Source organism: Streptosporangium sp. NBC_01755, from assembly GCF_035917995.1.
Taxonomy (GTDB): Bacteria; Actinomycetota; Actinomycetes; order Streptosporangiales; family Streptosporangiaceae; genus Streptosporangium.
The window spans coordinates 6,204,471-6,228,312 of record NZ_CP109131.1 but is presented as its reverse complement, the minus strand read 5'-3'; the positions used below and the strand labels follow the sequence as shown (position 1 = coordinate 6,228,312).

Genomic DNA, 23,842 nt, shown 5'->3' with positions numbered 1-23,842 from the left:
CAGGCCCCGGCAGCGGTCCCAGCCACCTCGGGAAACAGGCAATGCTTCCATTCATCACTCGCCGCACGCTCGGCGCCGCGGTCACGCTTCTGATCATCGCCGCGGTCACGTTCTTCCTCTTCTTCGCCGTGCCCGCCGACCCGGCGAGGCTAGCCTGCGGCAAGGTCTGCCCGCCCGATCTCCTGGAGCAGGCGCGGCACAACCTGGGACTGGACCAGCCCCTGTTCGCCCAGTTCGTGGCCTGGCTGGCCGGCATCTTCGTCGGCCGCGACTATGAGAACCTGGGCCACTGCCCGGCTCCCTGCCTCGGCTACTCGTTCGTCAACCGCGAGCCGGTGTTCGAGACGATCCTGGACCGGCTGCCGGTCACCGTCTCCCTCACCATCGGCGCGGCGGTCGTCTTCCTGCTCTTCGGCATGGCGACCGGCATCATCGCGGCCCTGCGCCAGGGCAAGCCGCTGGACAAGATCGCCAGCGTGTCGTCCCTCATCGGCGCCTCCGTGCAGATCTACTTCATCGGCACGCTCGCGCTCTACTTCTTCGTCTACAAGAACCAGATCCTCCAACGGCCCCAGTACCTGCCGTTCACCGAGAATCCCATCGCCTGGGCGAGCGGGCTGGCGCTGCCCTGGGTGGTGCTGGCGATCATCTTCACCGCCAACTACACCCGTATGACGCGCTCGACGATGGTGGAACAGCTCAGTGAGGACTACGTCCGCACCGCGCGGGCCAAGGGCATGTCCGGACGGACCGTCGTGCTGAGATTCGCCCTGCGCGGCACCCTGACGCCCATCATCACGATCTTCGGCGTGGACCTCGGCACGCTGATCGGCGGCGCGATCATCACCGAGACCACCTTCGGGCTGCAGGGACTCGGACGGCTCTCCATCAAGGCCGTCTGGGACTCCGACCTACCCCTGCTGATGGGCACGGTGCTCGTGGCGGCCGGGGCGATCGTCTTCTTCAACATCGTCGTCGACATCCTGTACGCCTTCATCGACCCTCGTGTCCGGCTGAGCTAGGAGTTCTGAAGAAAGTGGCAACTCCCTTCCTCTCGGTCCGTGACCTGACCGTCGACTTCCACACCGAGGACGGCGTCGTCCACGCGGTGGACGGGCTCTCCTTCGACGTGGAGAAGGGCACCACGCTGGGCATCGTCGGCGAGTCCGGGTCGGGCAAGTCGGTGACCAACCTGACCGTGCTCGGCCTGCACAACCCGGAGACCACCACGATCAGCGGGGAGATCCGGCTGGACGACGAGGAGCTGATCGGCGCCTCCCGGTCCACCATGGAGCGGCTGCGCGGCAACAAGGTCGCGATGATCTTTCAGGACCCGCTGACCTCGCTCTCGCCGTACCACACCATCGGCAAGCAGATCTCCGAGGTCTACCGCAAGCACACCGGCGCGAGCCGCGCCGAGGCCAGGGCCCGCGCGATCGAGATGCTGACCCGGGTCGGCATCCCGCAGCCGAAGACCAGGGTGGACGACTACCCCCACCAGTTCTCCGGCGGCATGCGGCAGCGCGCGATGATCGCGATGGCGCTGGTCTGCGACCCCGACCTGCTGATCGCCGACGAGCCCACCACCGCGCTGGACGTGACGGTGCAGGCCCAGATCCTGGACCTGCTCAAGGACCTCCAGGACCAGATGGGCACCTCGATCATCCTGATCACCCACGATCTCGGCGTGGTCGCCAACACCGCGCACGAGGTGCTGGTGATGTACGCCGGGCGCGCGGTGGAGCGCGGGACCGTCAAAGAGGTCCTCCGCGAACCCCGCCACCCCTACACCTGGGGCCTGCTGGCCTCCATGCCCCGGCTGAGCGCACCGGTGGACGTGCGGCTCCGGCCGGTCCGCGGCACCCCGCCGAGCCTGATCAACGTCCCGCCCGGCTGCCCCTTCCACCCGCGGTGCGACTTCATGGAGGTGGCAGGCCCTGAGCTGTGTCGCTCGGAACGGCCGGAACTGTCCCCGCACCGCGGCCACGGCGACGCGTGCTACCTGACCCTCGCCCAGAAGCGGGAGATCCACAAGTGAGCGAGACACCCCACGAGCCGCTGCTGGAGCTGTCCGGCCTGAAGAAGCACTTCCCGGTGATGGGCGGGCTCGTCGTCAAACGGCAGGTGGGCCGGGTCCACGCGGTGGACGGCATCGACCTGACCGTGCACGCCGGCGAGACGCTCGGCCTGGTCGGCGAGTCCGGCTGCGGCAAGTCCACCGCCGGACGGCTGGCGGCCCGGCTGCTCGAACCCACCGAGGGCGGCATCCGCTACGCCGGCCGTGAGATCGGCCGCGCCGGTCGCAGGGAGCTGAAGCCGATCCGGGCCGAGATCCAAATGATCTTCCAGGACCCGTACTCGTCGCTCAACCCCCGGCACACCGTGGGCACCATCATCGGCGGCCCGATGGAGATCAACGGCATCGATCCGCCGGGCGGCAGGACCAAGCGGGTCCAGGAGCTCCTGGAGATCGTCGGGCTCAACCCCGAGCACTACAACCGCTTCCCGCACGAGTTCTCCGGTGGCCAGCGGCAGCGTATCGGGGTGGCCCGCGCGCTCTCCCTCAACCCCAAGCTGATCATCGCGGACGAGCCGGTCTCGGCCCTCGACGTCTCCATCCAGGCGCAGGTGGTCAACCTGCTCCAGCAGCTCCAGCGGGACATGGGGATCGCGTTCCTGTTCATCGCGCACGACCTGGCGATCGTGCGGCACTTCTCCCAGCGGGTCGCGGTGATGTACCTCGGCAAGATCGTCGAGGTCGCCGACCGCGCCTCCCTGTACGAGCGTCCTCGCCATCCCTACACCCACGCGCTGCTGTCGGCGGTGCCCGAGGTGCTGGAGGACGACGAGCCGCGCGAGCGCATCCGCCTGGCTGGGGACGTGCCCTCCCCCATCAACCCGCCGTCCGGCTGCCGCTTCCGCACCCGCTGCTGGAAGGCCCAGGACAGGTGCGCGACCGAGGAGCCTCCGCTGGTCAGGCTGGAGGGCAACAGGGAAGGTCACCTGACCGCCTGCCACTTCCCCGAGGAACCGACCGTACACGGCCAGGACGTGGTGCTGGATCCGGCGCTGCAGAGCTGACACCGGCCGTCTCCGGTTCTCCCGACCGGTGATCCCCGGCTCCAGGTGACGAACGGCGGAGGGCGGACCTCGTAACGAGGTCCGCCCTCCGCCGTTGAACGGACCCGGCCCACGTGACACGCCCCCGGCGGGGACCTGTGACCGAGGACGGCCGGCGAGAAGCGCGGCTCAGCGGCCGGCGGCCAGGGCGCGCAGGCCGTCGACCGCGCGGGCCGGGTCCTCGGCGCCGTAGACGGCGCTGCCCGCCACGAAGACGTCGGCGCCCGCCTCGGCGCAGCGCTCGATCGTCGTGTCGGAGACGCCTCCGTCCACCTGCAGCCAGACCTGCCCGCCGTGGCGGTCGACCAGACCGCGGGCCCGGCGGATCTTGGGCAGCACCATGTCGAGGAACTTCTGCCCGCCGAAGCCGGGGTCGACGGTCATCAGCAGCAGCATGTCGAGCTCGCCGAGCAGGTCCTCGTACGGCTCGACGGGGGTGGCCGGGTTGAGCGCCAGGCCGGCGCGGGCACCGGCCGCGCGGATCTGGCGCAGCGTGCGCACCGGAGCGGCGGCCGCCTCCACGTGGATGGTCACGCTCCCGGCACCGGCCTCGGCGTAGGACGGGGCCCAGCGGTCCGGGTCCTCGATCATGAGGTGGCAGTCGATCGGCGTCGAGGTCACCTTGAGCAGGGACTCGACGACCGGCAGCCCTAGGGTCAGGTTGGGGACGAAGTGGTTGTCCATGACATCCACGTGCAGCCAGTCGGCGTTGGGGACCGCCTCGGCCGCCTCGGCGAGGCGGGCGAAGTCAGCGGACAGGATGCTGGGCGAGATCTGTACGGCCATAATTGGCCGATTCTACGAGGCGGCGCCCTGCCCCCTGCCACCCGCCGTCCACCGGGCGGCCCGCGCCCCGTGTCATCCACGGCTCGATGCGCGCCGCATGACGCACGAAATATCGGATATATGGCTGTCCGCTATCCCTTTTCGCCACTCGCATCACCGCGCCTCCCGCACCGAACTCGCATGCGGCCAGGAATATCAGAGGACGCGAATTCATAACTTTTCTAGCGAACAGGGGATTGCCGGAGTAATTTCCTTCCGGAATCATCAGAGTTATTGAGTGAGACGGTGCGCGAGGGCCGGGGACCTACGCTCCAAACCGACCTTCCACCTTCCTTGAAATCGGATAGCGATGTCCTTTCGCCGCCCTCTGCACTCGGTTCTCTCCCCGGCGATCGCCGCCGTCGCCCTCCTCGTCGTACCCGCCGCAACCCCGGTGCTCCGTTCCTCCCTCGCCACACCTGCTCCGATCACGGGGATCCATATTTCCGGGAAGGACGGGACCGTCACCGCAAAGATTTCCAGCAGCGATCGGACGCTCTGGAAGAGCACCCAGACCAGCGGGTTGCTGGATCAAACCAACCTGTTGACGACCGAATCCGAGAGCAGGGCGGAGTTACCAGAGGATCTTGAAGACGAGGAGCGAAAGGCCGCCGTCTCCACCGGCCGCTACGTCGCAGCCGAAACCGAGATCGAGTCGGGCAACCCGAACCACCCTGACACCCAGCGGCGCATCACCGTGATCGACGCCCTGACCGGCCTGCCGACCTGGAGCATCCTGTCCGGCTACCCCGGCGGCGGCCGGGCACGGCCGTTCTTCTATCTCATGGGCGCGGCGCCAGGAAAGATCATCATCGATGTTCCCGCGCTCCGCACGATTCGCGCGCTGGACCCGCTGGACGGAACGATCCTGTGGGAGACGGACCTGCCCGGCGACTGCGTGAGCGCCGCCCTGCCATCCGCCGATCCACAGGCCGATGAGGACGATCCCATCCAGGTGTACTCGCTGGCGGACAGGAACCTGGCGGTCGCCATGACTCGCTGCGAGGATCACCGCACCTCACTCATCGGCATCGATCCCGCCACGGGGCGCGTCCGCTGGGAAAGGCGGTTCCCACCGTCCGGCCTCCCCGAGCTGAGCCTGGAGGAGGGGGTCTCCATCCTGAGCCACCCCAATTCCGTCACGATCATCGACAAGGGCGGTCTTATCCTCGCCGACGATCTCGTCTACCGCTCTCCCTCCTGGGTGATCGCTGCCGGAGCAGTGATCATCTCGGATGGGGACTGGAGTGGCAATGGATCGGGAGTCAGATCGATCAGCCGGTCGTCGGGACAGATCACGTGGTCCCGCCCCGACCTGTTGGGGGAGGTCGGCACCGCCGCGGGAAAGATCCACGTGGAGTCCGAGAACGCACTGATCGTCCTCGACCCGGCCGACGGGCACACGCTCGTCACACTCTCGGCACCGCTGACCGAGAAGGACATCGAGGCCGCCCTCGCCGCCCCACCCGGCTGGGGCGTCCGTGGAGGGGTGCCCGCGGCCGACTGGCCCGACGCCTGCGCGCTGCTCCCTCCCGCCGAACTCACCTCGCGTCCCGGCACCGGCGGGTACGTGACCACCCCGATCGCCGCGCCCCCCGAGCTGGGCCTGACCACCCCACTGGCCTGCGAACTGACTCCCGAACGGAAGGGAACGCTCGTCACCGTCTCCGTCGTCCGGGTGTACACGTCGGTCAAGGAGGCCACCGAGGCCATGGAGACCCTCTCGGGCGAGAAAGCCGCCCCGGACGTGGCGGAGCACGCCTCCTACTTCGACGACGAGCGGGACGCGGTCACCATCAGGCATGGCCGCGTCATCGTCACGGTGGAGGCCTTCGGCGACCGCACCCTGCTCCGGCAGGCCGGCCGGATCACCGGCGAGCAGCTGCGTGAGCTGTACCCGTCCCGGAAAGGGAGCCCATGACAGCGCAGACGCCCCCCGAGCGGTGGCGGTACGCCCCGGCCGGAGCATCCGTACAGGGGTGGGCGTCGGCGGGAGCCACGCTGATCGTCAAGACCCTCCGCCCGTCGCCGTCCGGAGACGTCGTCGCCCTGACCGGGCTCTCCCGCGCCACCGGCACGCCACTCTGGAGCAGGGAACGGCTCGACCTCGGCAGCCCGTTGTCCACCTGGACCGAGGCGGAGGAGACCCCGCCCGTCGGGCTCGCCTGGGACGCGGCCGCGCGGACCCTGCTCGGGCTGGCTCCCGAGACCGGGCGGACCCGTTGGGCCTTCCGGCTCCCCCCGTCCTGCGGCCGGATCCACACGGCGAGCTCGGGCGCGCGGACCACGGCGATCGTCGCCCTCTGTGAGAAGAGCATCCGGGTCATCGCCCTTGACCCGGACGACGGCACCGAGCGGTGGAGCACAGGACTCACCAGCTTCTTCAAGCTGTACGTCCGGGGCGGAGTCGTGGTCGTCTCCCGCCCTGAGAACCTGCTGATCCACGACGCCGTGACGGGGCAGGTGATCGCCGAGCGCGTGGGATGCTGGGACGGATGCGCGGCCGTGCACATCGGCGGACGGATCGTGGTGACCCGCGACCAGGACGGCGCCTCGACCGTCGAGGGGATCGACCCCGCCGACGGCTCGGCCGAGTGGACAAGGGTCCAGCGGAACGGTCCGCGCTACGACTGGCTCGCCGGAGTCGGCGCAACGGTCTACGCCACGCCGTCCGGCGACGACCTGGGCCGGATCCTGGACGTGATCCAGCCCTCGACGGGAGACCTGCGGCGGATGCCGGTCCCGACGGCGGGCCAACCGTTCGACGCCGACGGCGACCGGCTCTACGTCCTCCAGACGGTGCGATCGGCCGCCCGCCCTTCGCGCCTGCGGATCACCGCGCTGCGCGTCCCCGACCGGCTCACCGGCGCCGCTCCGGCGGCCGAGCCGGTCGCGGTGCCCGGAGCCGAGCTGTGCGACCTGCTCCGCACCGCCGGGTTCACCGTGCTCGGCGAGGCACGGCACCGGAGGCGAGCGGTCCCCTCGTTCACCACGTGCGAGTTCCGCGAAGCGGGCGGAGAGCCGATGACCGCCGAGTTCTGGCGCCTGCCCACCGAGGCCGGGGCGGCCCGCGTACTGGCCGGCCTCGGCGCGGCCGACGAGGGCGAGCCCGTCTTCGGGGTGGGTGACGAGGCTCGGGTGGTGGGCGTGCACGGAGGGCGGGCGGTCATCGTGCGCGCCGGCCGTGACCTGGCCCGGATCCGATCGCCCTACCTCACCGTGCGCGACAGGCTGGTCCCCGTCGCCCGCGCCGTGGCCGAACGGCTTGGCTCACTGAGATGGGCGGTGCCGGCCAGTTGGTCCCCCGTGGCGGCGGACGGCGAGCCGCCGTCAGGCCGGACAAGCCGGCTGCCGGGAACACGGTTCCAGATCCACGACGACCCCGAAGCCCCGGTCACGCTCTCCGCCTACAACGTCGACGAGCGGGGCCCGACCTATCTCAGGGACGGCGAAGGGTTCACCCCGGGACGCGAGCGCATGAAGGCGGTCTCCCCGGACGGCCGGTGGGCGGCGGCTGATTTCAAGGACTACGTCGACGGCCATGACGGCGTCGTCCTCCTTGACCGGCACAGCGGGAGGATCCGGCGTATCACCACGGTGAAGGCCCCACTGGTGAACAACACCCCCGTATGGTCCTCGGGCGGACGCCTGCTGCTGACCCTGTGGCGCAACCATGAGGACTACAGCGTCTCGATCGGGTTCGTCGTCGTGGACCCGGCACGGGGAACGTTCGAGATCACCTCCACCGAGAAGGACGAGGACACCTACGAGTACCCGTACCGGTGGAGCGCCGACGAGTCAGGGGCGAGCAGCCACTTCGGCATCGGCGATTTCGACTCCCTGCCGGACGGCGAGAGGATCTACGCCTCCTTCGCGCTGCGCACGTACGGCACCGGCGGCACCGTCCTGTCCACCCTGTCAGGACAGGGCAAGCCGGACGACGAGATCCTCGACCCGTACTCCCCCAGCAGGCGACGGCTGGTGGGATGGTGCCCGGACCGCCCCGAGGACCTCTGCGTGCGCGACGCCACCACCGGAACGCTGCTCGCCCGGATCGAGGCGGACCTGCGGTATCCGATCCGGTGGTACGACGAGGACCACCTGCTGGTCTGGCGCCGCTACGTTGACGGCCACGCCGCCAGTGTGATGGATCTCTACGGTCAGATCACGACCGACCTGGCAAGGAGCAGCTCCACGGGCCGGGACGGGGTGAAGCTCTTCTACGTACCCCGCTGAGGACTCAGGAGCGCGACGGGAGAGGGCACCCGTCGCGCTCTCCTCTCCAGGAGCCGGGACCGGAGGTCGGTCAGAGGTCGGGGCAGACCCCGCCTGGAGGCGCTCACCTACATCCTCAGCGTCATCCTCACCGTCAGATGTCGACCCGGACGTGGTACCTCTCCAGCCAGGCGTTGAACTGGAGAAGGCCCTCCAGCTCCGCCCGGCCTCCCGCAGGACCGCCGTTCGCCTCCGGCCGGTCGATCACCGCCCGTACCTTCTCCCTGTCGATCAGCGGCGCGGCGGCGAAGTCCCGGTGGCCGAGCAGCCGGGCCGCCTCCGCGCGGACCGCCTCGGCGTAGGAGGGGTCCTGCGTCGAGGGGTAGGGGCTCTTGCGGCGGTGGACGACCGAGGACGGCAGGATGTCCGCCGTGGCGGCGCGGAGCAGGCTCTTCTCCCGTCCGTCGAAGGTCTTCATCGACCAGGGGGCGTTGAAGACGTACTCCACCAGCCGGTGGTCGCAGAACGGCACCCGGACCTCCAGCCCGACGGCCATGCTCATCCGGTCCTTGCGGTCCAGCAGGATCTGCACGAACCGGGTGAGGTGCAGGTAGGAGATCTCCCGCATCCGCCGTTCCAGCCCCTCCTCACCCGGCAGCCGGGGCACCTCGTCCAGCGCGTGCCGGTAGCTGTCCGCACGGTAGGCGGGGATGTCCAGCTTGCGCATCAGGTCCTCGTCGAGAAGCGACCCCACCCCGTCGAACCGCGCCATCCCCGGGGAGACAAGCCACGGGAAGGTGTCGGCGGCGACCGCCTCCGGATCGTGGAACCACCGGTAGCCGCCGAAGACCTCGTCGGCCGACTCACCGGACAGCACCACGGTGGAGCGGCCCCGGATGGCGCGGAACAGCAGGTAGAGGGAGGTGTCCATGTCACCGATGCCGATCGGCAGATCACGTGCCCGCAGGACCGCGCCGCGCACCACCGGGTCCATGAGGTCGGCTGCGTCCAGGACGATGTCGGTGTGGTCGGCGTCGACGTGCCGCACGACCTCGTGCGCGTACGGCGTATCGGGGGTGTCGCGCATCTCGTCGGGCTGGAAATTCTCGACGTATCCGGCGAAGTCAACGGAGAACGATCGGATCCTCCCCTCCCCCCGCTCCCTGCGCCCCAGCGCGGCGAGTGCCGTGACGGCGCTGGAGTCGAGGCCGCCGGAGAGCAGGGCGCAGAGTGGCACGTCGGCGACGAGCTGGCGGCCGACGATGTCGTCCAGCAGGTCGCGTACGCCCGCGACCGTGGTGGCGAGGTCGTCGACGTGCTCGTGGGAGTTCAGCTGCCAGTAGCGGCGCCGGCACAGGAAGTCGCGGTTCACCCGGACGACCTGGCCTGGGCGGACCTCGTACATGCCCTGGTAGACGGCGTGTTCGGGGGTCTTGACGAAGGCGACCAGCTCGCGCAGCCCGTCGGCGTCGACCGTAGGCGTTCCGGCGAGCGGGTTGGCGAGGATCGCCTTGGGCTCGGAGCCGAACAGCACGCCCTGCGCGGTGGGACGGTAGTACAGCGGCTTGATCCCCATCCGGTCACGGACGAGCAGCAGCTCCTCACGGCGGGTGTCCCAGATCGCGAAGGCGAACATGCCGTTCAGCCGGTCGGCGAGGTCCTCACCCCATTCGAGGTAGGCCCGCAGCACGACCTCGGTGTCGCTCCGGGTCTGGAAGCGGTGGCCGTGGGCGGCCAGCTCGGCGCGTAACTCGACGAAGTTGTAGATCTCGCCGCTGTAGGTGAGGACGGCGAGCGGTAGCCCCTCCTCCGCGACGACCATCGGCTGGCGGCCGCCCTCGATGTCGATGACGGCCAGGCGCCGATGACCTATCGCGACGTGCGGGGCGAGCCAGATCCCCTCGTCGTCGGGCCCTCGGCAGGCCATGGTGTCGGTCATGGCCTTCGCGATGTCCGATGACTGCCGGAGATCGCCCTCGAAGTCCACCCATCCGCAGATTCCGCACATTTCGACACCCCCGCGTCCCTTTGGAAGCAGTTATGCCCAGTCGAACGACGTGCGGCATCCATATATGCCCTGACCTGCGGCGATATTCCCTGCGACGCCGCGCCCCCGAGGGCCGCTCAGCGGCGGCGCAGCAGGGCCAGGAACATGGCGTCGGTGCCGTGCCGATGCGGCCAGAACCGCGCGTACGGCCCCTCGCCCAGCCCCTCGACCTCGGGGAGGTAGGCGCGGGCGTCCAGCACCTCGACGTCGTCACGGCGGCGCAGGGCGTCGCCGACCACGACGTCGGTCTCGGCCAGGTGCGGCGAGCAGGTCACGTACGCGATGACGCCACCGGGACGGACCGCCTCGATCGCCGAGGCGAGCAGGTCGCGCTGGAGCCTGCCCAGCTCGGGAAGGTTCCGGGGATCGCGGCGCCAGCGGGCCTCGGGGCGGCGGCGCAGCGCGCCCAGGCCGGTGCAGGGGGCATCCAGCATGACCCGGTCGAAGACTCCGGGCCGCCAGGCGGGCACGGTGCCGTTCGCAGTGATCACCGCGGCCTGCCGGGTCGTCTGCCACACCAGCCGCGCCCGGTGGTACTGCAGCTCGGCGGCGAGCAGGTGCGCCCCGCCGGGGAAGGCCGCCGGCCCGGCGCTCACCGCGAGACCCGCCTCGTCGCCGTGGGTCGCGATGGCGTCGAGCAGGCCGGCCTTGCCGCCGGGGCCCGCGCACAGGTCGAGCCAGCGCGAGTCGGCGCCGTCCACCGGGACCCGGGTCAGGGCCAGCGCGACGAGCTGGCTGGCCTCGTCCTGGACGGCGGCGCGCGACTCGGCCACGGCGAGGATCGCGCCGGGGTCACCCTCGGGCAGGTAGGCCGCGTACGGGGAGTATCCGGCGGGCTCGGCACCCGCGTCGAGGAGCTCCGCGACCGAAGAGCGGCCTGGACGGGCGACCAGGGTCACCCGGGGACGCTCGTTGTCGGCGGCGAGCAGGGCCGCCGTCTCGTCGAAGTCGCCGCCCACGGCGTCGCGCAGCGCCTCGACAATCCACCTCGGATGGCTGTGGGCCACCGCCAGATGGCCGACGGGGTCGTCGGCGGGGTCGGGCGCCACGATCGGGACCCACTGCTCCAGGGACCGGGTGGAGACCTTGCGCAGCACCGCGTTGGCGTACTTCGAGGCGCCGATGCCCACGCGCAGCCGCACCAGATCGACCGTGGTGCCGACGGCGGCGTGCGGGGGGATCCGCGTCTTGAGCAGCTGGTGCACGCCCAGCCGTACGGCGTCGAGCAGCGGCGGGTCGACGTCCTCCGGCGCCCGGTCGCTGCAGGCGGCGATGATCTCGTCGTAGGTGCCGAGGCCACGCAGGGTGCCGTAGGCCAGCTCGGTGGCCAGCCCCGCGTCGCGCCCCGACAGGCGGCGCTCGCGCAGCAGCGCGGGCATCAGCAGGTTGGCATAGGCGTCCCGCTCGTCGACGGCACGCATCAGGTCGTAGGCGGCGTTGCGGGCCTCGTCGCGGACCGGCTTGGGCGGACGCCCGGCCCTGGCCGGGCGTCCGTCTCCGCCGCCTCCGCCTCGGTTCCCGCCGGACCCCTCTCGCTTCCCGCCGGACCCCTGCCCGCGCGAAGCCGCGTCCTGACCACGCCCGCCGGACCCCTGCCCGCGCGAAGCCGCGTCCTGACCACGCCCGCCGGACCCCTGCCCGCGCGAAGCCGCGTCCTGACCACGCCCGCCGGACCCCTGGCCGCGCGGGGCGGCACCCTGGCCGCGCGGGGCGGCACCCTGACCACGCCCGCCGCGTGCGGCGTTACGGCCGTCACCACCACTGCTCATGATCTCTAAGCCAGCCGATCCTCGTCCGTGGGCCGCACGCCGCGGGCCCACTCCCCCGCCCCCATCGCCCGCTTGCCCTGCGGCTGCACCTCGCCCAGCTCGACCGGGTAGGTGGCGGTGCCGACCAGGACGGAGTTCTTGGACACCGCGATCTGGCCGGGGGCCAAGCCCGAGGCGTCGGGAACCGGCCGCAGGGGGCCGAGCTTGACCCGCAGGCCGCGGAACTCGGTCCACGCGCCCGGGGCGGGGGTACAGGCACGGACCAGCCGGTCGACGCGCATGGCGGGCGCGGACCAGTCGACCCTGGCGTCGTCGACGCTGATCTTCGGGGCGAGGCTCACCCCCTCCGCGGGCTGCGGCACGGCCTCCAGCTTGCCGTCCTCGATCCCGTCGAGGGTGGCCGCCAGCAGCCCCGCACCGGACTCGGCGAGCCTGGCGAGCAGCTCCCCGCTGGTGTCGGCGGGGCGGATCTCCTCGGTGACCACGCCGTAGACCGGGCCCGCGTCCAGCTCCTTGACGATCCGGAAGGTGGCCGCGCCGGTGATCGCGTCACCGTGGAGCACGGCATGCTGCACCGGTGCCGCGCCGCGCCAGGCAGGCAGCAGCGAGAAGTGCAGGTTGACCCAGCCGTGCCGGGGGATGTCCAGGGCGGCCTGGGGCAGGAGCGCACCGTAGGCGACCACCGGGCAGCAGTCGGGGGAGAGCTCGGCGAGCCGGTCGAGGAAGGCCGGGTCACCCGCCTTCTGCGGCCTGAGCACCTCGATGCCCGCCTCCTCGGCGAGCTCGGCGACCGGGCTCGGGTGGACCCTGCGGCCCCTGCCCGACTGGGCGTCCGGCCGGGTGACGACGGCGACGACGTCGTGGCGGGGCGAGTCGATCAGAGCCCGCAGCGCGGGCAGAGCTGTGTCCGGGGTTCCGGCGAAGACCAGGCGCAAGTTCCTACAGAGCCTTCCCTTGGGTGGCGTGCGGGGAGAACTTGACCGCGGGGGCCGACAGACCGCTCCAGTCGGCCTCGCGGATCGCCTTCATGGCGAGTTTGCGCTGTTTGACGTCCATCCGGTCGATGAACAGCACGCCGTCGAGGTGATCGGTCTCGTGCTGGAAGCAGCGGGCCATCAGATCGGTGCCCTCCAGGGTCACCGGCTCGCCGTGCATGTTGAAACCGGTCGCCACGGCCCGCAGCGCCCTGGGCGTGGGGAAGGACAGGCCGGGGAAGGACAGGCAGCCCTCCTCGCCCTCCTCGTCCTTCTCGTCCGACAGGTCGAGATTGGGGTTGATCAGGTGCCCGAGCCGGTCGTCCACGTAGTAGGTGAAGACCCGCAGTCCGACCCCGATCTGGGGTGCCGCCAGCCCGGCTCCCGGCGCGTCCATCATCGTGTCGGTGAGGTCCTTGACGAGCTTGCGCAGCTCCTTGTCGAAGTCCTTGACCGGATCGGCCGGAGTGCTCAGCACCGGGTCGCCGAAAAGGCGGATCGACTGAATGGCCAACAGGGGTCTCCTCACGCTTCAGGGGATCGCCCCAGTCTAAGGGCGCCCGCCGCCTCCCCCGGGCCTTCTTCCGGCCCCGGCGGGCGGGGGTCAGCGGGAGCGGGCCTTCATGGCGGCCTTGCGTGCGGACTTGGCCACCGCGGCGGTGCCGTGCCGGGAGCCCAGCAGGTCGAGGACCGCGAACGTGTCGGGGTGGTCCACCAGGGCCATCTCCTCGACCACGCGTACCAGGTCCTCGCCGGGTTCGAGCGCGTCGAACTCGCAGATCGCCTCGGAGGCCTCGCCCCGCTCAAGCAGCGAGGCGAGCGAGTCGACCGCGAGCCAGGTGTTGTCGGCGGGGGTGAGCGCGGGCGCGGACAGGTCGCGGATGTGCAGCCAGGAGGCGGCGTAGCGCCACATGGCGGGCTCGGAGAGCGCCTCCCTGAGCGGGGCCTCGGCCTCGGGGCCGAGCTCCTCCAGGATCGCGCCCGCGACACCGCGCCGGCCTGCCGTGCCCGAGGCGGCGACCTTGACCAGCTCGCGCGCGGCGGCCTCGGGATGGCGGGACTCCAGCCACATGGTGACGGCGCTGGGTGCGGCGGAACCCTTCATGATCTCCTCGACCAGCTCGGGCGCGCCGAGGTCGGCGAAGACGGCGACCTCGGCACCCGTCGGCGCGTCGTGGCCCTCCCTGATGAGATCCTGGCGGACGGCCCACATGCCGAGCGGGGTCAGCCGGGGCCTGCCCGCCCGCGAGGTCTCGACCAGCCCGCAGTAGCCCAGGAGCGACAGTGCCGACTCCAGCTGGGCGGGCAGCGTGCCGGTCAGCGTCCTCATCTCCGCCGGACCGGCCCCGCAGGCCACCCGGTGCGACTGCAGGATGCCCTTGACCAGGGTCGCGGTGGACAGCCCTTCGCGCACGGCGTACAGCGTGGCGAGCATCTCGGCCAGGTGATCGTCGATCACGGGAGACCCGGTCAGGTCGTCGTCCGCACGGTCGAGGATGTCCATGACCACGCCGTCCCAGAACCCCAGTACGGCCCGGTACGGCAGGTCGGCGGAGAGCGTCAGCGGGCCGGGGGCCACCCGGCCGCGGGAGATGCGCAGCATGCCGGTGTTGACCGCGACCACCCAGAGCAGGTGCAGCCGCGCCGGGCCCGGCAGGCCAAGCTCGGCGCACGGCGCGAACGGGTCGGGCAGCAGTCCCTCGGGGGTCACCGCGCGGGTGCCGGTCCAGGCGGCCAGCCGCTGGGCGTCGAGCACCAGCGGCACCGGCGGCACGGACGCGGCCAGCTCGGCGTCCGGGGAGAGGTCGACCGGCGGGAAGCTCAGCGCGTCACCGCGCGGGGGGCAGTCACGGCCCGAAGCGGTGACCGACTCCTCCAGAACGGCTGTTCGCAGCTCGCGGGGTGCCGTTCCCAGCTCATCGACCAGCCTGCGCAGCTCGCCGATGTCGAAGACGTTCCCACTGTTCCCGCTCTTTGCCACCCGTGAAACTTACTGCACTCGCGCCTCACGCATACACGGCTCAGCCGATGGCGCGGGAACGCGCCTTGAAGGCCGCCTTGCGCGCCGCCTTGGCCGCGTTGTGGTCTCTCAGGGAGCGTCCGAGCAGCTCAAGGACCTCGACGACCTCGGGATGGTCGACCCGCCACATCTCCTCGATCACGCTCTGCGGCGGGCCGGAGGCGGACATGTTCTCGGCGAACGTCTCCGGATCCTCCTCGGCGGAGGGCATGGCCAGGACGAGCATGTCCACGCTCATCCAGAGCACCTCCTCCGAGGTGAGCGCGGGGGCCGCCAGGCCGCGCGCGCTCAGCCAGTGGATGGCGTGCGGGCGCAGCTCCGGCTCCTCCAGGAAGGCGCGCACCGCCTCCTCGGCGTCGGGGCCGAGTCGGTCGACGATCGTCACCGCGACGCCCCTGGCGACCGAGGGCGCGCCCGAGACGGAGCCGAGCAGCTCGGTGACCGCCTGCGCCGGGCTCCGGTGCCGCAGCCAGCCCTCTATGTCGGCCTCGGCCATCTCGTCGGGCATCCCCGACAGCAGCCCCTCGATGAGCTCGGGCGCGTCGGCGAAGGCCAGGTCGGCCGCCTGCGGCGCCTCGATGCCCAGGTCGGTGTAGAGCCTGTGCAACCCCCACAGGGCCAGCGGGGTGAGCTCCAGGAGCTCGTCGCCCGGCTCGGCCATCCCGCAGTACGCGAGCCGCCGCACGACCTCGGGGATGTCGATCTCCCCCTCCTCGACCAGGCCGATCTCGTTCAGGTAGTCCCTGACCAGGGGGATCGGCACGGGTGCCTGGAGGCGGTAGAGCATGTCGCACAGGCCGTAAAGCTCCTCGTCGAGGGAGGCCTCGCCCGTCACGGCACCGCCGGTCTCCTTCTCGACGACGAACTCGACGGTCGCGGCCCAGATGTCGAGCGGGTCGAAGTCCTCGCCGTCGAAGATGGCGGTGCCCTCGACGGTGACCAGGCCGGTGTGGATCGCGAGCTCCCAGAGCAGACCGGGGTCGGTCACCGAGAGCTGGGCGATCGCCTCGGTGGCGTCGCGGACCCTGAGCCTGCCCTTGACGGTCAGGGTGCGCCCTCCCGCGAGCATCCACTGGACCAGCCTGCGCGCGTCGGTCAGCAGCGGCACCCGCAGAGCGCTCTGGACGAGCGTCTCGCGGGGTGCCAGGCGTACCGGGGGAAGCGGCGAGCAGCCGGGGCAGTCGCAGTGCTCGACGGCGGGCTCCTCCCGCACCGCCGAGACGGAGACGACCACGCTCTCGGTGTCTCGATCCAGTCGCTCCAGCGAGTCGGCGCCCATCGCGCTGAAGAGGCTCTTGGCCATGCCGAACCTGGAGGTGTCGGCGAGGGCGATGGGCATCTCGGGCTCGATCCGGTCGAGGACGTTCCTCATCCGGACGGCCATCTTGCCGCCGATCTCCTCGGTCGAGAGCAGGAAGTCGACCAGGGTGCGTGCGGCGGCGACGGTCTCGGGGGCGCTCTCCGGTGGGGCGATGACCTTGCGTGGATAGATGTTGAGCAGCAACTCCTCGAAGGCGACCGGGGTGAAGTCACCCAGCTCGTTCACGTCCAGATAGTCACTCGCGTAGTCGCAGAGCAGCCGCACCTCGTCCACGTCAACGTCCAGGCCGCGCGCACGCCCCCACGCGCGCAGGTCGTCTACGGCCCGATTCACCCATTCGATCGACACAGGGGAAAATTAACGGCTTACTGCCAGCACCGCGAATCGGGGAAACAACTCAAATCACATCTAGCGGGTCAATGCACACCTTGACCACCTCCGCGGCCTTGCGTGCGGAGCGCACCCCCACGGCCCCTTTCAGAGCCGCTGCCAGCGCGGATCCGGAACCTCGGCTGATCCGCACCATGGCACGTTCCCGCACTTGGTCGCCCCTGGGCGAGGCCACGGGGACCGGGCCGAGCACCTGCGCCTCCGGCGGCAGCGCCATCTCACCGAGCATTTCCCTGACCCCCGAGGGAGATCCGGTGAGCGTCGCCATTTTCACCGCCGGGGGGAAACCGAGTTCTGTCCTGTCGGCCAGTTCTCTCTCGGCATGTGTCACCGGATCCCAGCGCAGCAGCGCCTGCACGACGGGCAACGAGGAATCGGCCAGCACGACCAGTTCGGCCGAGGGCCGCAGCAGCGCCGCCGCGTTCATCCACCGGCGCAGCGTCTCCTCGGCGGCGCGCAGGTCCGGCCTGCCGAGCAGCGCCCAGCCGTCCAGCAGCACCGCCGCCGCGTATCCGCCCTCGGGCACCGGCTCGGCCCCCGGGGTGGCCACCACCAGTGCCCGGGCCGCGCCGACCGTGGCCAGCACCCCGTCCTTGCCCGACGTCTTGACCCGTACGGAGGGGAAGGCCCGCCCCAGTTCCTCGGCGGTGCGGCGGGCACCGACCACCTGGGCCCGCACCCGCACCCCACCGCAGGAGGGGCAGCGCCACTCGCCCGCGATCCGGCCGCACCAGCGGCAGTACGGGGCCACGTGGCCACCGCGTAGCGCGAAGGGCCCGCCACAGTGCCCGCAGCGGGCGGGTGCCCGGCAGCCCTGGCAGGCCAGCGCGGGCAGGTAGCCCCGCCGGGGAACCTGCACCAGCACCGGACCGCTCTCCAACCCCGTGCGCAGGATCCGCCAGGCGAGACTGGGCAGCCGGGCGGCCCTGGCCGCCTCGTCCCTGGCCAGCTCCGGGTCCTCCCCCGCCGGACGGACTCTCGGCGCCCTGGCCCTGACCGTCTGGCGGGCCGCGACGATGGGGCCCGCCCAGCCCGTGGCGATGAGCTGGGTGGCCTCCGCCGTGCGGGCGTACCCACCGACGAGCAGGCCCGCGCGCGCCCGGTGGGCACGCAGGGCGAGGACCTCCCTGGCGTGCGGGTAGGGGGCGAGCCGCTCGGAGTGCAGATCGTCGCCGTCGTCCCAGATCACCGCCAGCCCGAGATCGGCGACCGGGGCGAACGCCGCCCCCCTGGTACCGACGGCGACCCGGACCTGGCCCCTGGACAGGCGCAGCCACCGCCGGTAGCGCTCCGCGGGCCCGAGGTCCGCCGTCAGCGCCACATGCGCACCGGGTCCCAGGACGGCGCTCAGCGCCGCGTCGGCCAGGGCCACGTCCTTGCCGTCGGGAAGCACCACGAGGGCTCCCCTGCCACCGTGCAGGGTCTCCCGTACGGCAACCGCGACCGCCCGCGGCCACCCGGGCCCGTCCTGGTCGGTGCCCGGCAGGGCGGTCCACACGGCGCGGGGAGAGCCGCCCTTCGCCAGAGCCGCCAGGAACGCCTCCCCCTCCCGGTAGTCCGCCCACGGCCCCGGTTCCCGCTCCGGCTCGCCCCCCGGATGCTCGCCCGGTCCGCTCTCGCCTCGCTGTTCCCGCCCCGGCACGGCCCCTGTGCCCTCACCCGGTCCGCTCTCGCCTCTTCGTCCCGGCTCCGGCACACTCCCCTGCTCCTCACCCGGCCCGTGTTCCCCTCCCGGTTCCGTCTGCCTCAGCCCCGCTTCTCCTGTCTCCGGCTCTCCTGCCGTCTGTTCGGTTCCGGGCTCTCCGGGGGCCTCAGCCTCGTCGCTCCCTTCCCGCGAGTCCCTACCGGTCTCGGAAGCGGGATCGGCGGAGGCGGCCTCCGCCTCGACCCTGGCGTGGCGGGGCGGGACGGCCAGGCGCAGCACGTCGGCCATGGTCCCGGCGTAGTGGTCGGCCACGACACGGGCCAGCGCGGCGATCTCCGGGGTGAGCACGGGCTCGGCGGAGACGACCCTCTCCAGGCGGGTCAGCTTGCCCTGGTGCTCGGTGCTCTCCACCCGTTCCAGCAGGAAGCCGTCGACGAGCTTGCCCGCGAACCTGATCCGGACCCGGCACCCCGGCACCGCGGCGGCGTCCAGGGGGGCGGGGACGAGGTAGTCGAACAGCCGGTCGAGGTGCGGCAACGGGGTGTCGACGACGACCCGCGCGACCGGCAGCTCCGCGGCCGGCTCCGGCACCCCCCTGACCTGCTCGGCCACTCCGGAGGCCCTGGTCACCCCCGCCGCTCCGACGGCCCCGGCCCGCGCCCTCGCGGCCCGGCCGGGCGCGGGCCGCTCGCGTACGGCGTCGAGCGGCAGGAGGGCGTCGTCATCCGGTGAGGGGTTGGCGTGGGTCACCCGCCTGTCCTACCAGACGTCGGCGCCCGCCCAGACGGTCGGCCCGTCGGCGGTACGGCACCGGTCGCTGGAGGCACCGGACATGGAACGGCATACCGGACGGACCACCACCGAGCCCGGCCGGCTGGATCGGCCGGCGAGTCCAGACGGACGAGTCGGGTAGACCGGGCGGCACGGCGGTAGATCCGGCCGGGCGGGTCGGGCGGACCACCACCGCACCCGTTCTGCTGGGTCAAATGGCGCGGCGGTGGGTCCAGCGGCCCCCGAGCAGGGTGCCGAGGATCGGCATCCGACGGAGACCGTCCCCGTCCAGCCCCACCGGGTCGTACTCGGTGATCACCAGGTCGGCGGGGTCGCCGGGGCGCACTCCGGCGCGGCCCCGGCCGGCCGCCGCCAGCGCCGCCGACAGCGAGATCGCCTGCTCCGGGTGCCACGGCGGCCGCTCGTCGTCGGTCCTGGCCACGGCGGAGGCGATCCCGTCCCACGGGTCGAGCGGCGCCACCGGAGCGTCGGAGCCCAGCTCCAGCCTCGCCCCTGCCGCCAGCAGGTCGGCGTAGGCGAAGGCCCGCCCGGTACGCCCCCGCCAGTGCAGGTCGGCCACCTCCCGGTCGTCGGGCGCATGGGCGGGCTGCACGCCCGCGACCAGACCGGGCCTGGCGAACCTCCCGAAGTCCTCCGGGCGGACCAGTTGCGCGTGCTCGATCCTCCCCGGGCAGCCGACCCGCTCGAAGGCGTCCAGCGCGATGCCCACCGCCAGATCGCCGATGGCGTGCACCGCCGGGTCGATCCCGTGCCCGGCGGCCAGGGCCATCACGCCGTACAGCTCATCGGGCGGTGTCTCCAGCAGCCCGCGCGCGTCGCCGCCGGGGTACGGGTCCGCGCAGTAGGCGGTCCTGGTGTTCAGCGAGCCGTCCACGAACGTCTTCACCGGCCCGACCTCCAGCAGGCCCCCCGAGCCCGCGACCGGCTCCCCGGTGCGCAACCCTCGCTCGATCGCCTCTTCGAGCCGGTTCACCGGGATCGAGCAGCTGACCCGGACGTCGAGGCGCCCCCGCGAGATTCGCCGGGTCCAGTCGGTGACGTTGTCGGCGAACTCGAAGTCCAGCAGGCCGACGACGCCCCTGGCCGCGGCGGCGGTGGCGGCCTCGGCCACCCAGCGGTCCAGCTCCTCCTCCGGTGGCGGCGGCATCTGGGCCATCGCGTCGTAGCAGTCGCGCTCGCGCAGCACCCCCGTCGGGTGGTCCCCCCTGCCGATCGCCGCCAGCGCGGCCGGGCTGAACCAGGCGGTATGCAGGTCGTTGCTCACCAAGACGATCGGGCTGCCGGGCGCCGCCGCCTCCAGCAGCGACTTGTCCGGCGTGTCCGGCCACAGCCCGTCGCGAAACCCGTAACCGACCGTGAACCCGGACGTACCCGCCCGCGGAGCGACGAGATCGACCGCCTCCCGCGCCGACCGCGCCGAGGTCAGGTCGATCCTGCGCCGGGCCTGCGCCCACTGCACGGAGTGCACGTGCGCGTCCCACAGCCCCGGCAGCAGGGTGGCGCCCCCGACGTCCACCAACTCGTCGCAGGCAGGAGGCTCGGCGGCCACCTCCGCGACCCGGCCGTCGACGATCAGGACATGGCGCAGCGGACCACCGGAACCGATCCGCGCGTTGCGCAGCAGCAGGCGAGAAGAGGGAGAGGACATAAGACCGACTTTAGGCGGATAGCCGCTGGTCACTCACCTCCGGTCCCCCACACCACTTCCGCGACCCCCCTGCCGATCAAACTCCTATCTGACGGCAATCCCGATGTCTAAGGTAAAATTGGGGATTGCCTTCGGTAGGAGACTTTCGATGTGACTCCTCCGCTCCCTGAAGAGAGCGGCTTCTCGCTAAGCCGCTCGCGCAGCCTCACGAAGGGCAAGCCCTGCCCTCAGGATGTTGATCGCCGCGTTCACATCGGCGTGCGCGCCGTGCCCGCATGCCCTACACGCGAACTCGGCCTGGGTACGGCGATTCTCCTTCGTGCAATGCCCGCACCGCGAGCAGGTGCGGGAGGTATTGGCGGGATTCACCGCGATCAGCTCTCGACCGGCGCTTTCAGCCTTGTACGACAGAATCGTCAGGAACACCCCCCACCCCGCGTCCAGGATGCTGCGGTTCAGACCCGACTTCGCCGCACCGCCGTTGGGCAGATACCCACCCTCGCCATCGGGCCTCGGGGCGGCGCGCCTGGTCATGTTCGTGACACGCAGGTCCTCGTGGGCGATCACGTCATAGCCGCCGACCAAGGTCAGTGCGGCTTTGTGCGCCCCGTCCAGACGCCTGCGGCGCACCTGGGCGTGCAATGCGGCGACGCGGGCCACCTGCTTGCGGCGTCGCGTCGAGCCGCGCTTCTTACGTGCCAGGTCCCGCTGTGCCCTGGCGAGCCGACCGGCGGAGACGGCCAGGTGCCGCGGGTTGTCCAAAAGGTCGCCGTCGCTGGTGGTGACCAGCGACGCCACCCCCAGGTCGATGCCCACCGCCTTCCCGGTCGCGGGCAACGGCTCGGCAGGCACGTCGTCACACGACAGGATCACATACCAGCGCGACCCCTCCCGCTTGACACTGATCGTCTTCACTGTGCCGCGTACTGGCCGGTGCCGGTGCACCCGGACGTGGCCGACACCTTGCAGGCGGACGTAGGTGGCGCTGGGGTGTTCGGGCTGGGAGTCCCAGCCGCAGCCGTCACCGTCCCTGGGCCACTCGACGGTGTCGAACCATCCCTTGCCCTTGAAGCGGGGGAAGCCCGCCTTCCCGCCCGTCTTGAGACGCCGGAAGAAAGCTTGAAACGCCTTGTCCAGGCGGCGCAGGGTGGCCTGCTGAGAGGAGAACGACCACCGGCCCTGCCCACCGGTGTCCTCTGCGCGGATGTCCTTCAACTCCGCCGACTGGTCGCCGTACCTCACACTCACCCCCGCCTTGGCGTAGGCGGTGCGGCGGTGCTCCAGCGCGGCGTTGTACAGGGCGCGGTGATCGTCCAAACAGGCGGTCAACGCGATCGCATGCCCTGCGGTGGGACGCAACAGGAACTTGTAGGACCTGCGCATCACACCACCACCCTCACTGGAACTCCTGTTCCCACCGTATCGAATGTCGAAAAGAGGCGACGCGGAATGCGCAGACCTGACAGGTCACCGCACGCTCGGGCCTGGGCGGCCCTCCCGCTCCCGATTCCCCTGTCGCCTGAAGGCGACGGTCCCCTCGGGAAAAGCTGATAGCGCCTTGATCCCAAGGGGTGAAGGCAATCGGACCTTTCGGAGAATCGATGAGTTCGGGACCTACAGGGAGAAGTAGGCACCCGGCCCTCGTTGAGCTTTTTCTTTTGGGAGCCTCGACGGACCGATCGTTGAGGAGTGGTCCGTGGGGGAACAGCGACGTCCATTGACGTTGGAAGATCGCTAGGAAATCTCGCGATGCCTGGCCGTCAGTCTCTCGAACAAGGAGATAGCGCGGCATATCGACCGGAGTGAGTCGGTGGTATGTCGGGAAATCCTCCGTAACGGTGGTCGTGAAACGTATCGTGCTCACGCGGCGCAAAGACGCGCCGAGGCGGGGAGGCGCCGCCCAAAAGACCGGAAGCTGGACGGTGACCCCTGCCTGAAGCGGGCGGTGGTGTCGCGGTTGCGGCATGGGTGATCGCCTGATCAGATCGCGGGCCGGCTGAAGTATGACCGGTGTTTCGGGGAGACGGTGGACACGGTGTCTCATGAGGCGATTTACACCTGGATGTACGCGTTGCCCAAGGGAGAGCTGAGCCGGCTCGGTATCGAGTTGCGGTCGGGCCGCGAGCGCCGCAGACCTCGTGGGCGGCAGGGCTCGCCCGGTGCCCGGATTGTGGGGATGCGCTCCATCGACGAGCGTCCGGCCGAGGTGGAAGGTCGTGAGATTCCCGGACATTGGGAGGGGGATCTCATTGTTGGCGCGAGGGGGGCAAGTGCGGCTGGAACGCTGGTCGAGCGGAAGAGCCGGTTCACTCTTATTGTCCCGCTGCCGTTCGGCAGGACGGCCGAGGCGGTCTGCGATGCGTTGATCGACACGGTCCGGGATGTTCCGTCCCAGCTGATGAAGTCGATTACGTGGGATCAGGGCTCGGAGATGGCCAGGCATGCCGCGCTATCGGTCAAGACTGATATCGATGTCTATTTCGCTCACCCGCATGCGCCGTGGGAGCGTGGAACCAACGAGAACACGAACGGGCTCATTCGGGAGTACATTCCTAAAGGGACAAAGATTTCAAACGATCCCACCTTTCTGAATTCCGTGTCTCAATCTCTCAACACTCGCCCGAGGCGTATACTTGACTACAGAACGCCAGCCGAAGTGTTCGCCGAGATGCTCTCCGAACTTGCTTCCACCGATTGATACCGCCATCTGACCAAACCTGAATTACATGAAACTCAACCGATTCAAATGTGCGATTAGCCTCATCTCGCCCTCGAGCACATACTCTGATTCTGTAGTCGCTCTGCCCTTTGGAATTCAGTAGAGGAAAGTCTTCTGCCCCGCCACCGAAAAGCTGTTCCAAAAAGAGTGGTTCCTCTGCGTGGAAACTGACGTCGACGATCTCATCCCAAGCCTCAAGATCAAGTGGCGGCTCCGACTCGTGAAGCTCCAGACGCAGATAGATGTCCCCGTCATCTAGCCCAGTCGGAACGGCGAGAGACCCTGTATAGACATCCACTAATCCGTTTCCGCCGCTCACCATTGAGTGCTTGATGTTTACTGAGTGTTGGATGAGGT

15 protein-coding genes and 1 pseudogene are annotated in these 23,842 nt (G+C 70.6%); 6 read left to right on the top strand and 10 right to left on the bottom strand.

Translation table 11 applies throughout. The features are described from left to right. Positions 1-41 precede the first annotated feature (41 nt). The 3 genes from OG884_RS29605 to OG884_RS29595 are packed head-to-tail and all read left to right on the top strand — an operon-like array spanning position 42 to position 3,081. A complete protein-coding gene (locus OG884_RS29605) occupies positions 42-1,022 on the top strand; it encodes an ABC transporter permease (protein ID WP_326638284.1) in 981 nt (326 codons plus the stop codon). A 14-nt stretch (positions 1,023-1,036) separates the two neighbouring features. Then, complete coding sequence (locus OG884_RS29600) at positions 1,037-2,038, top strand: ABC transporter ATP-binding protein (protein ID WP_326638282.1); 1,002 nt, start codon at positions 1,037-1,039, stop codon at positions 2,036-2,038. Then, positions 2,035-3,081 carry an ABC transporter ATP-binding protein gene (locus tag OG884_RS29595; protein ID WP_326638280.1) on the top strand — a complete coding sequence of 349 codons (1,047 nt, stop codon included), beginning with the start codon at positions 2,035-2,037 and terminating at the stop codon, positions 3,079-3,081. Before OG884_RS29600 ends, OG884_RS29595 begins: the two co-directional genes overlap by 4 nt. A gap of 168 nt (positions 3,082-3,249) precedes the next feature. On the opposite strand, the gene rpe is transcribed toward OG884_RS29595, so the two are convergent. Next, positions 3,250-3,906 carry a ribulose-phosphate 3-epimerase gene (gene rpe / locus OG884_RS29590; protein ID WP_326638278.1) on the bottom strand — a complete coding sequence of 219 codons (657 nt, stop codon included), beginning with the start codon at positions 3,904-3,906 and terminating at the stop codon, positions 3,250-3,252. 349 nt (positions 3,907-4,255) lie between these two features. On the opposite strand from rpe, the gene OG884_RS29585 reads away from it, so the two are divergent. Both OG884_RS29585 and OG884_RS29580 read left to right on the top strand, forming a co-directional pair. Continuing rightward, positions 4,256-5,866, top strand: coding sequence for an outer membrane protein assembly factor BamB family protein (locus OG884_RS29585; protein ID WP_326638277.1), 1,611 nt, complete (start codon positions 4,256-4,258; stop codon positions 5,864-5,866). Further along, positions 5,863-8,181, top strand: coding sequence for an outer membrane protein assembly factor BamB family protein (locus OG884_RS29580; protein WP_326638275.1), 2,319 nt, complete (start codon positions 5,863-5,865; stop codon positions 8,179-8,181). Before OG884_RS29585 ends, OG884_RS29580 begins: the two co-directional genes overlap by 4 nt. A gap of 133 nt (positions 8,182-8,314) precedes the next feature. Here the strand turns inward: OG884_RS29580 and asnB are convergent, their stop codons facing one another. From asnB to OG884_RS29535, 9 genes are all read right to left on the bottom strand, one after another. Continuing rightward, positions 8,315-10,168 carry an asparagine synthase (glutamine-hydrolyzing) gene (gene asnB, locus OG884_RS29575; RefSeq protein ID WP_326638273.1) on the bottom strand — a complete coding sequence of 618 codons (1,854 nt, stop codon included), beginning with the start codon at positions 10,166-10,168 and terminating at the stop codon, positions 8,315-8,317. 116 nt (positions 10,169-10,284) lie between these two features. Next, positions 10,285-11,976, bottom strand: a complete 1,692-nt coding sequence (locus tag OG884_RS29570) for an RsmB/NOP family class I SAM-dependent RNA methyltransferase (RefSeq protein WP_326638271.1) — start codon at positions 11,974-11,976, stop codon at positions 10,285-10,287. Between the two features lie 5 nt (positions 11,977-11,981). Beyond that, the gene (gene fmt / locus OG884_RS29565) at positions 11,982-12,911 is read right to left on the bottom strand and encodes a methionyl-tRNA formyltransferase (RefSeq protein ID WP_326638269.1); all 930 of its coding nucleotides are present in this window, start codon (positions 12,909-12,911) and stop codon (positions 11,982-11,984) included. A gap of 4 nt (positions 12,912-12,915) precedes the next feature. Further along, positions 12,916-13,464 carry a peptide deformylase gene (gene def, locus OG884_RS29560; RefSeq protein WP_326638267.1) on the bottom strand — a complete coding sequence of 183 codons (549 nt, stop codon included), beginning with the start codon at positions 13,462-13,464 and terminating at the stop codon, positions 12,916-12,918. A gap of 90 nt (positions 13,465-13,554) precedes the next feature. Continuing rightward, entirely contained in the window at positions 13,555-14,931 is a 1,377-nt protein-coding gene (locus tag OG884_RS29555; RefSeq protein WP_326638266.1) for a hypothetical protein, read from the bottom strand. A 40-nt stretch (positions 14,932-14,971) separates the two neighbouring features. Then, positions 14,972-16,639 (bottom strand): hypothetical protein, encoded by a 1,668-nt coding sequence (locus OG884_RS29550; protein ID WP_326638264.1) that lies wholly within the window; start codon positions 16,637-16,639, stop codon positions 14,972-14,974. 49 nt (positions 16,640-16,688) lie between these two features. After that, positions 16,689-19,076, bottom strand: a complete 2,388-nt coding sequence (locus OG884_RS29545) for a primosome assembly protein PriA (protein WP_442811552.1) — start codon at positions 19,074-19,076, stop codon at positions 16,689-16,691. Positions 19,077-19,308: 232 nt separating this feature from the next. Then, positions 19,309-20,766 (bottom strand): amidohydrolase, encoded by a 1,458-nt coding sequence (locus tag OG884_RS29540; protein ID WP_326638262.1) that lies wholly within the window; start codon positions 20,764-20,766, stop codon positions 19,309-19,311. A 186-nt stretch (positions 20,767-20,952) separates the two neighbouring features. Further along, a complete protein-coding gene (locus OG884_RS29535; RefSeq protein WP_326638260.1) occupies positions 20,953-22,149 on the bottom strand; it encodes an RNA-guided endonuclease InsQ/TnpB family protein in 1,197 nt (398 codons plus the stop codon). A gap of 358 nt (positions 22,150-22,507) precedes the next feature. Between OG884_RS29535 and OG884_RS29530 the strand changes: the two are divergent. After that, positions 22,508-23,464 (top strand): annotated as a pseudogene (locus tag OG884_RS29530) (IS30 family transposase). Positions 23,465-23,842: the final 378 nt, after the last annotated feature.

Bases quoted from the DNA above. Each gene is read 5' to 3' on its own strand.
- OG884_RS29605 (WP_326638284.1), top strand. From the start codon at position 42: ATGCTTCCATTCATCACTCGCCGCACGCTCGGCGCCGCGGTCACGCTT.
- rpe (WP_326638278.1), bottom strand. From the start codon at position 3,906: ATGGCCGTACAGATCTCGCCCAGCATCCTGTCCGCTGACTTCGCCCGC.
- OG884_RS29585 (WP_326638277.1), top strand. From the start codon at position 4,256: ATGTCCTTTCGCCGCCCTCTGCACTCGGTTCTCTCCCCGGCGATCGCC.
- OG884_RS29580 (WP_326638275.1), top strand. From the start codon at position 5,863: ATGACAGCGCAGACGCCCCCCGAGCGGTGGCGGTACGCCCCGGCCGGA.
- asnB (WP_326638273.1), bottom strand. From the start codon at position 10,168: ATGTGCGGAATCTGCGGATGGGTGGACTTCGAGGGCGATCTCCGGCAG.
- OG884_RS29570 (WP_326638271.1), bottom strand. From the start codon at position 11,976: ATGAGCAGTGGTGGTGACGGCCGTAACGCCGCACGCGGCGGGCGTGGT.
- OG884_RS29540 (WP_326638262.1), bottom strand. From the start codon at position 20,766: ATGTCCTCTCCCTCTTCTCGCCTGCTGCTGCGCAACGCGCGGATCGGT.
- OG884_RS29535 (WP_326638260.1), bottom strand. From the start codon at position 22,149: ATGCGCAGGTCCTACAAGTTCCTGTTGCGTCCCACCGCAGGGCATGCG.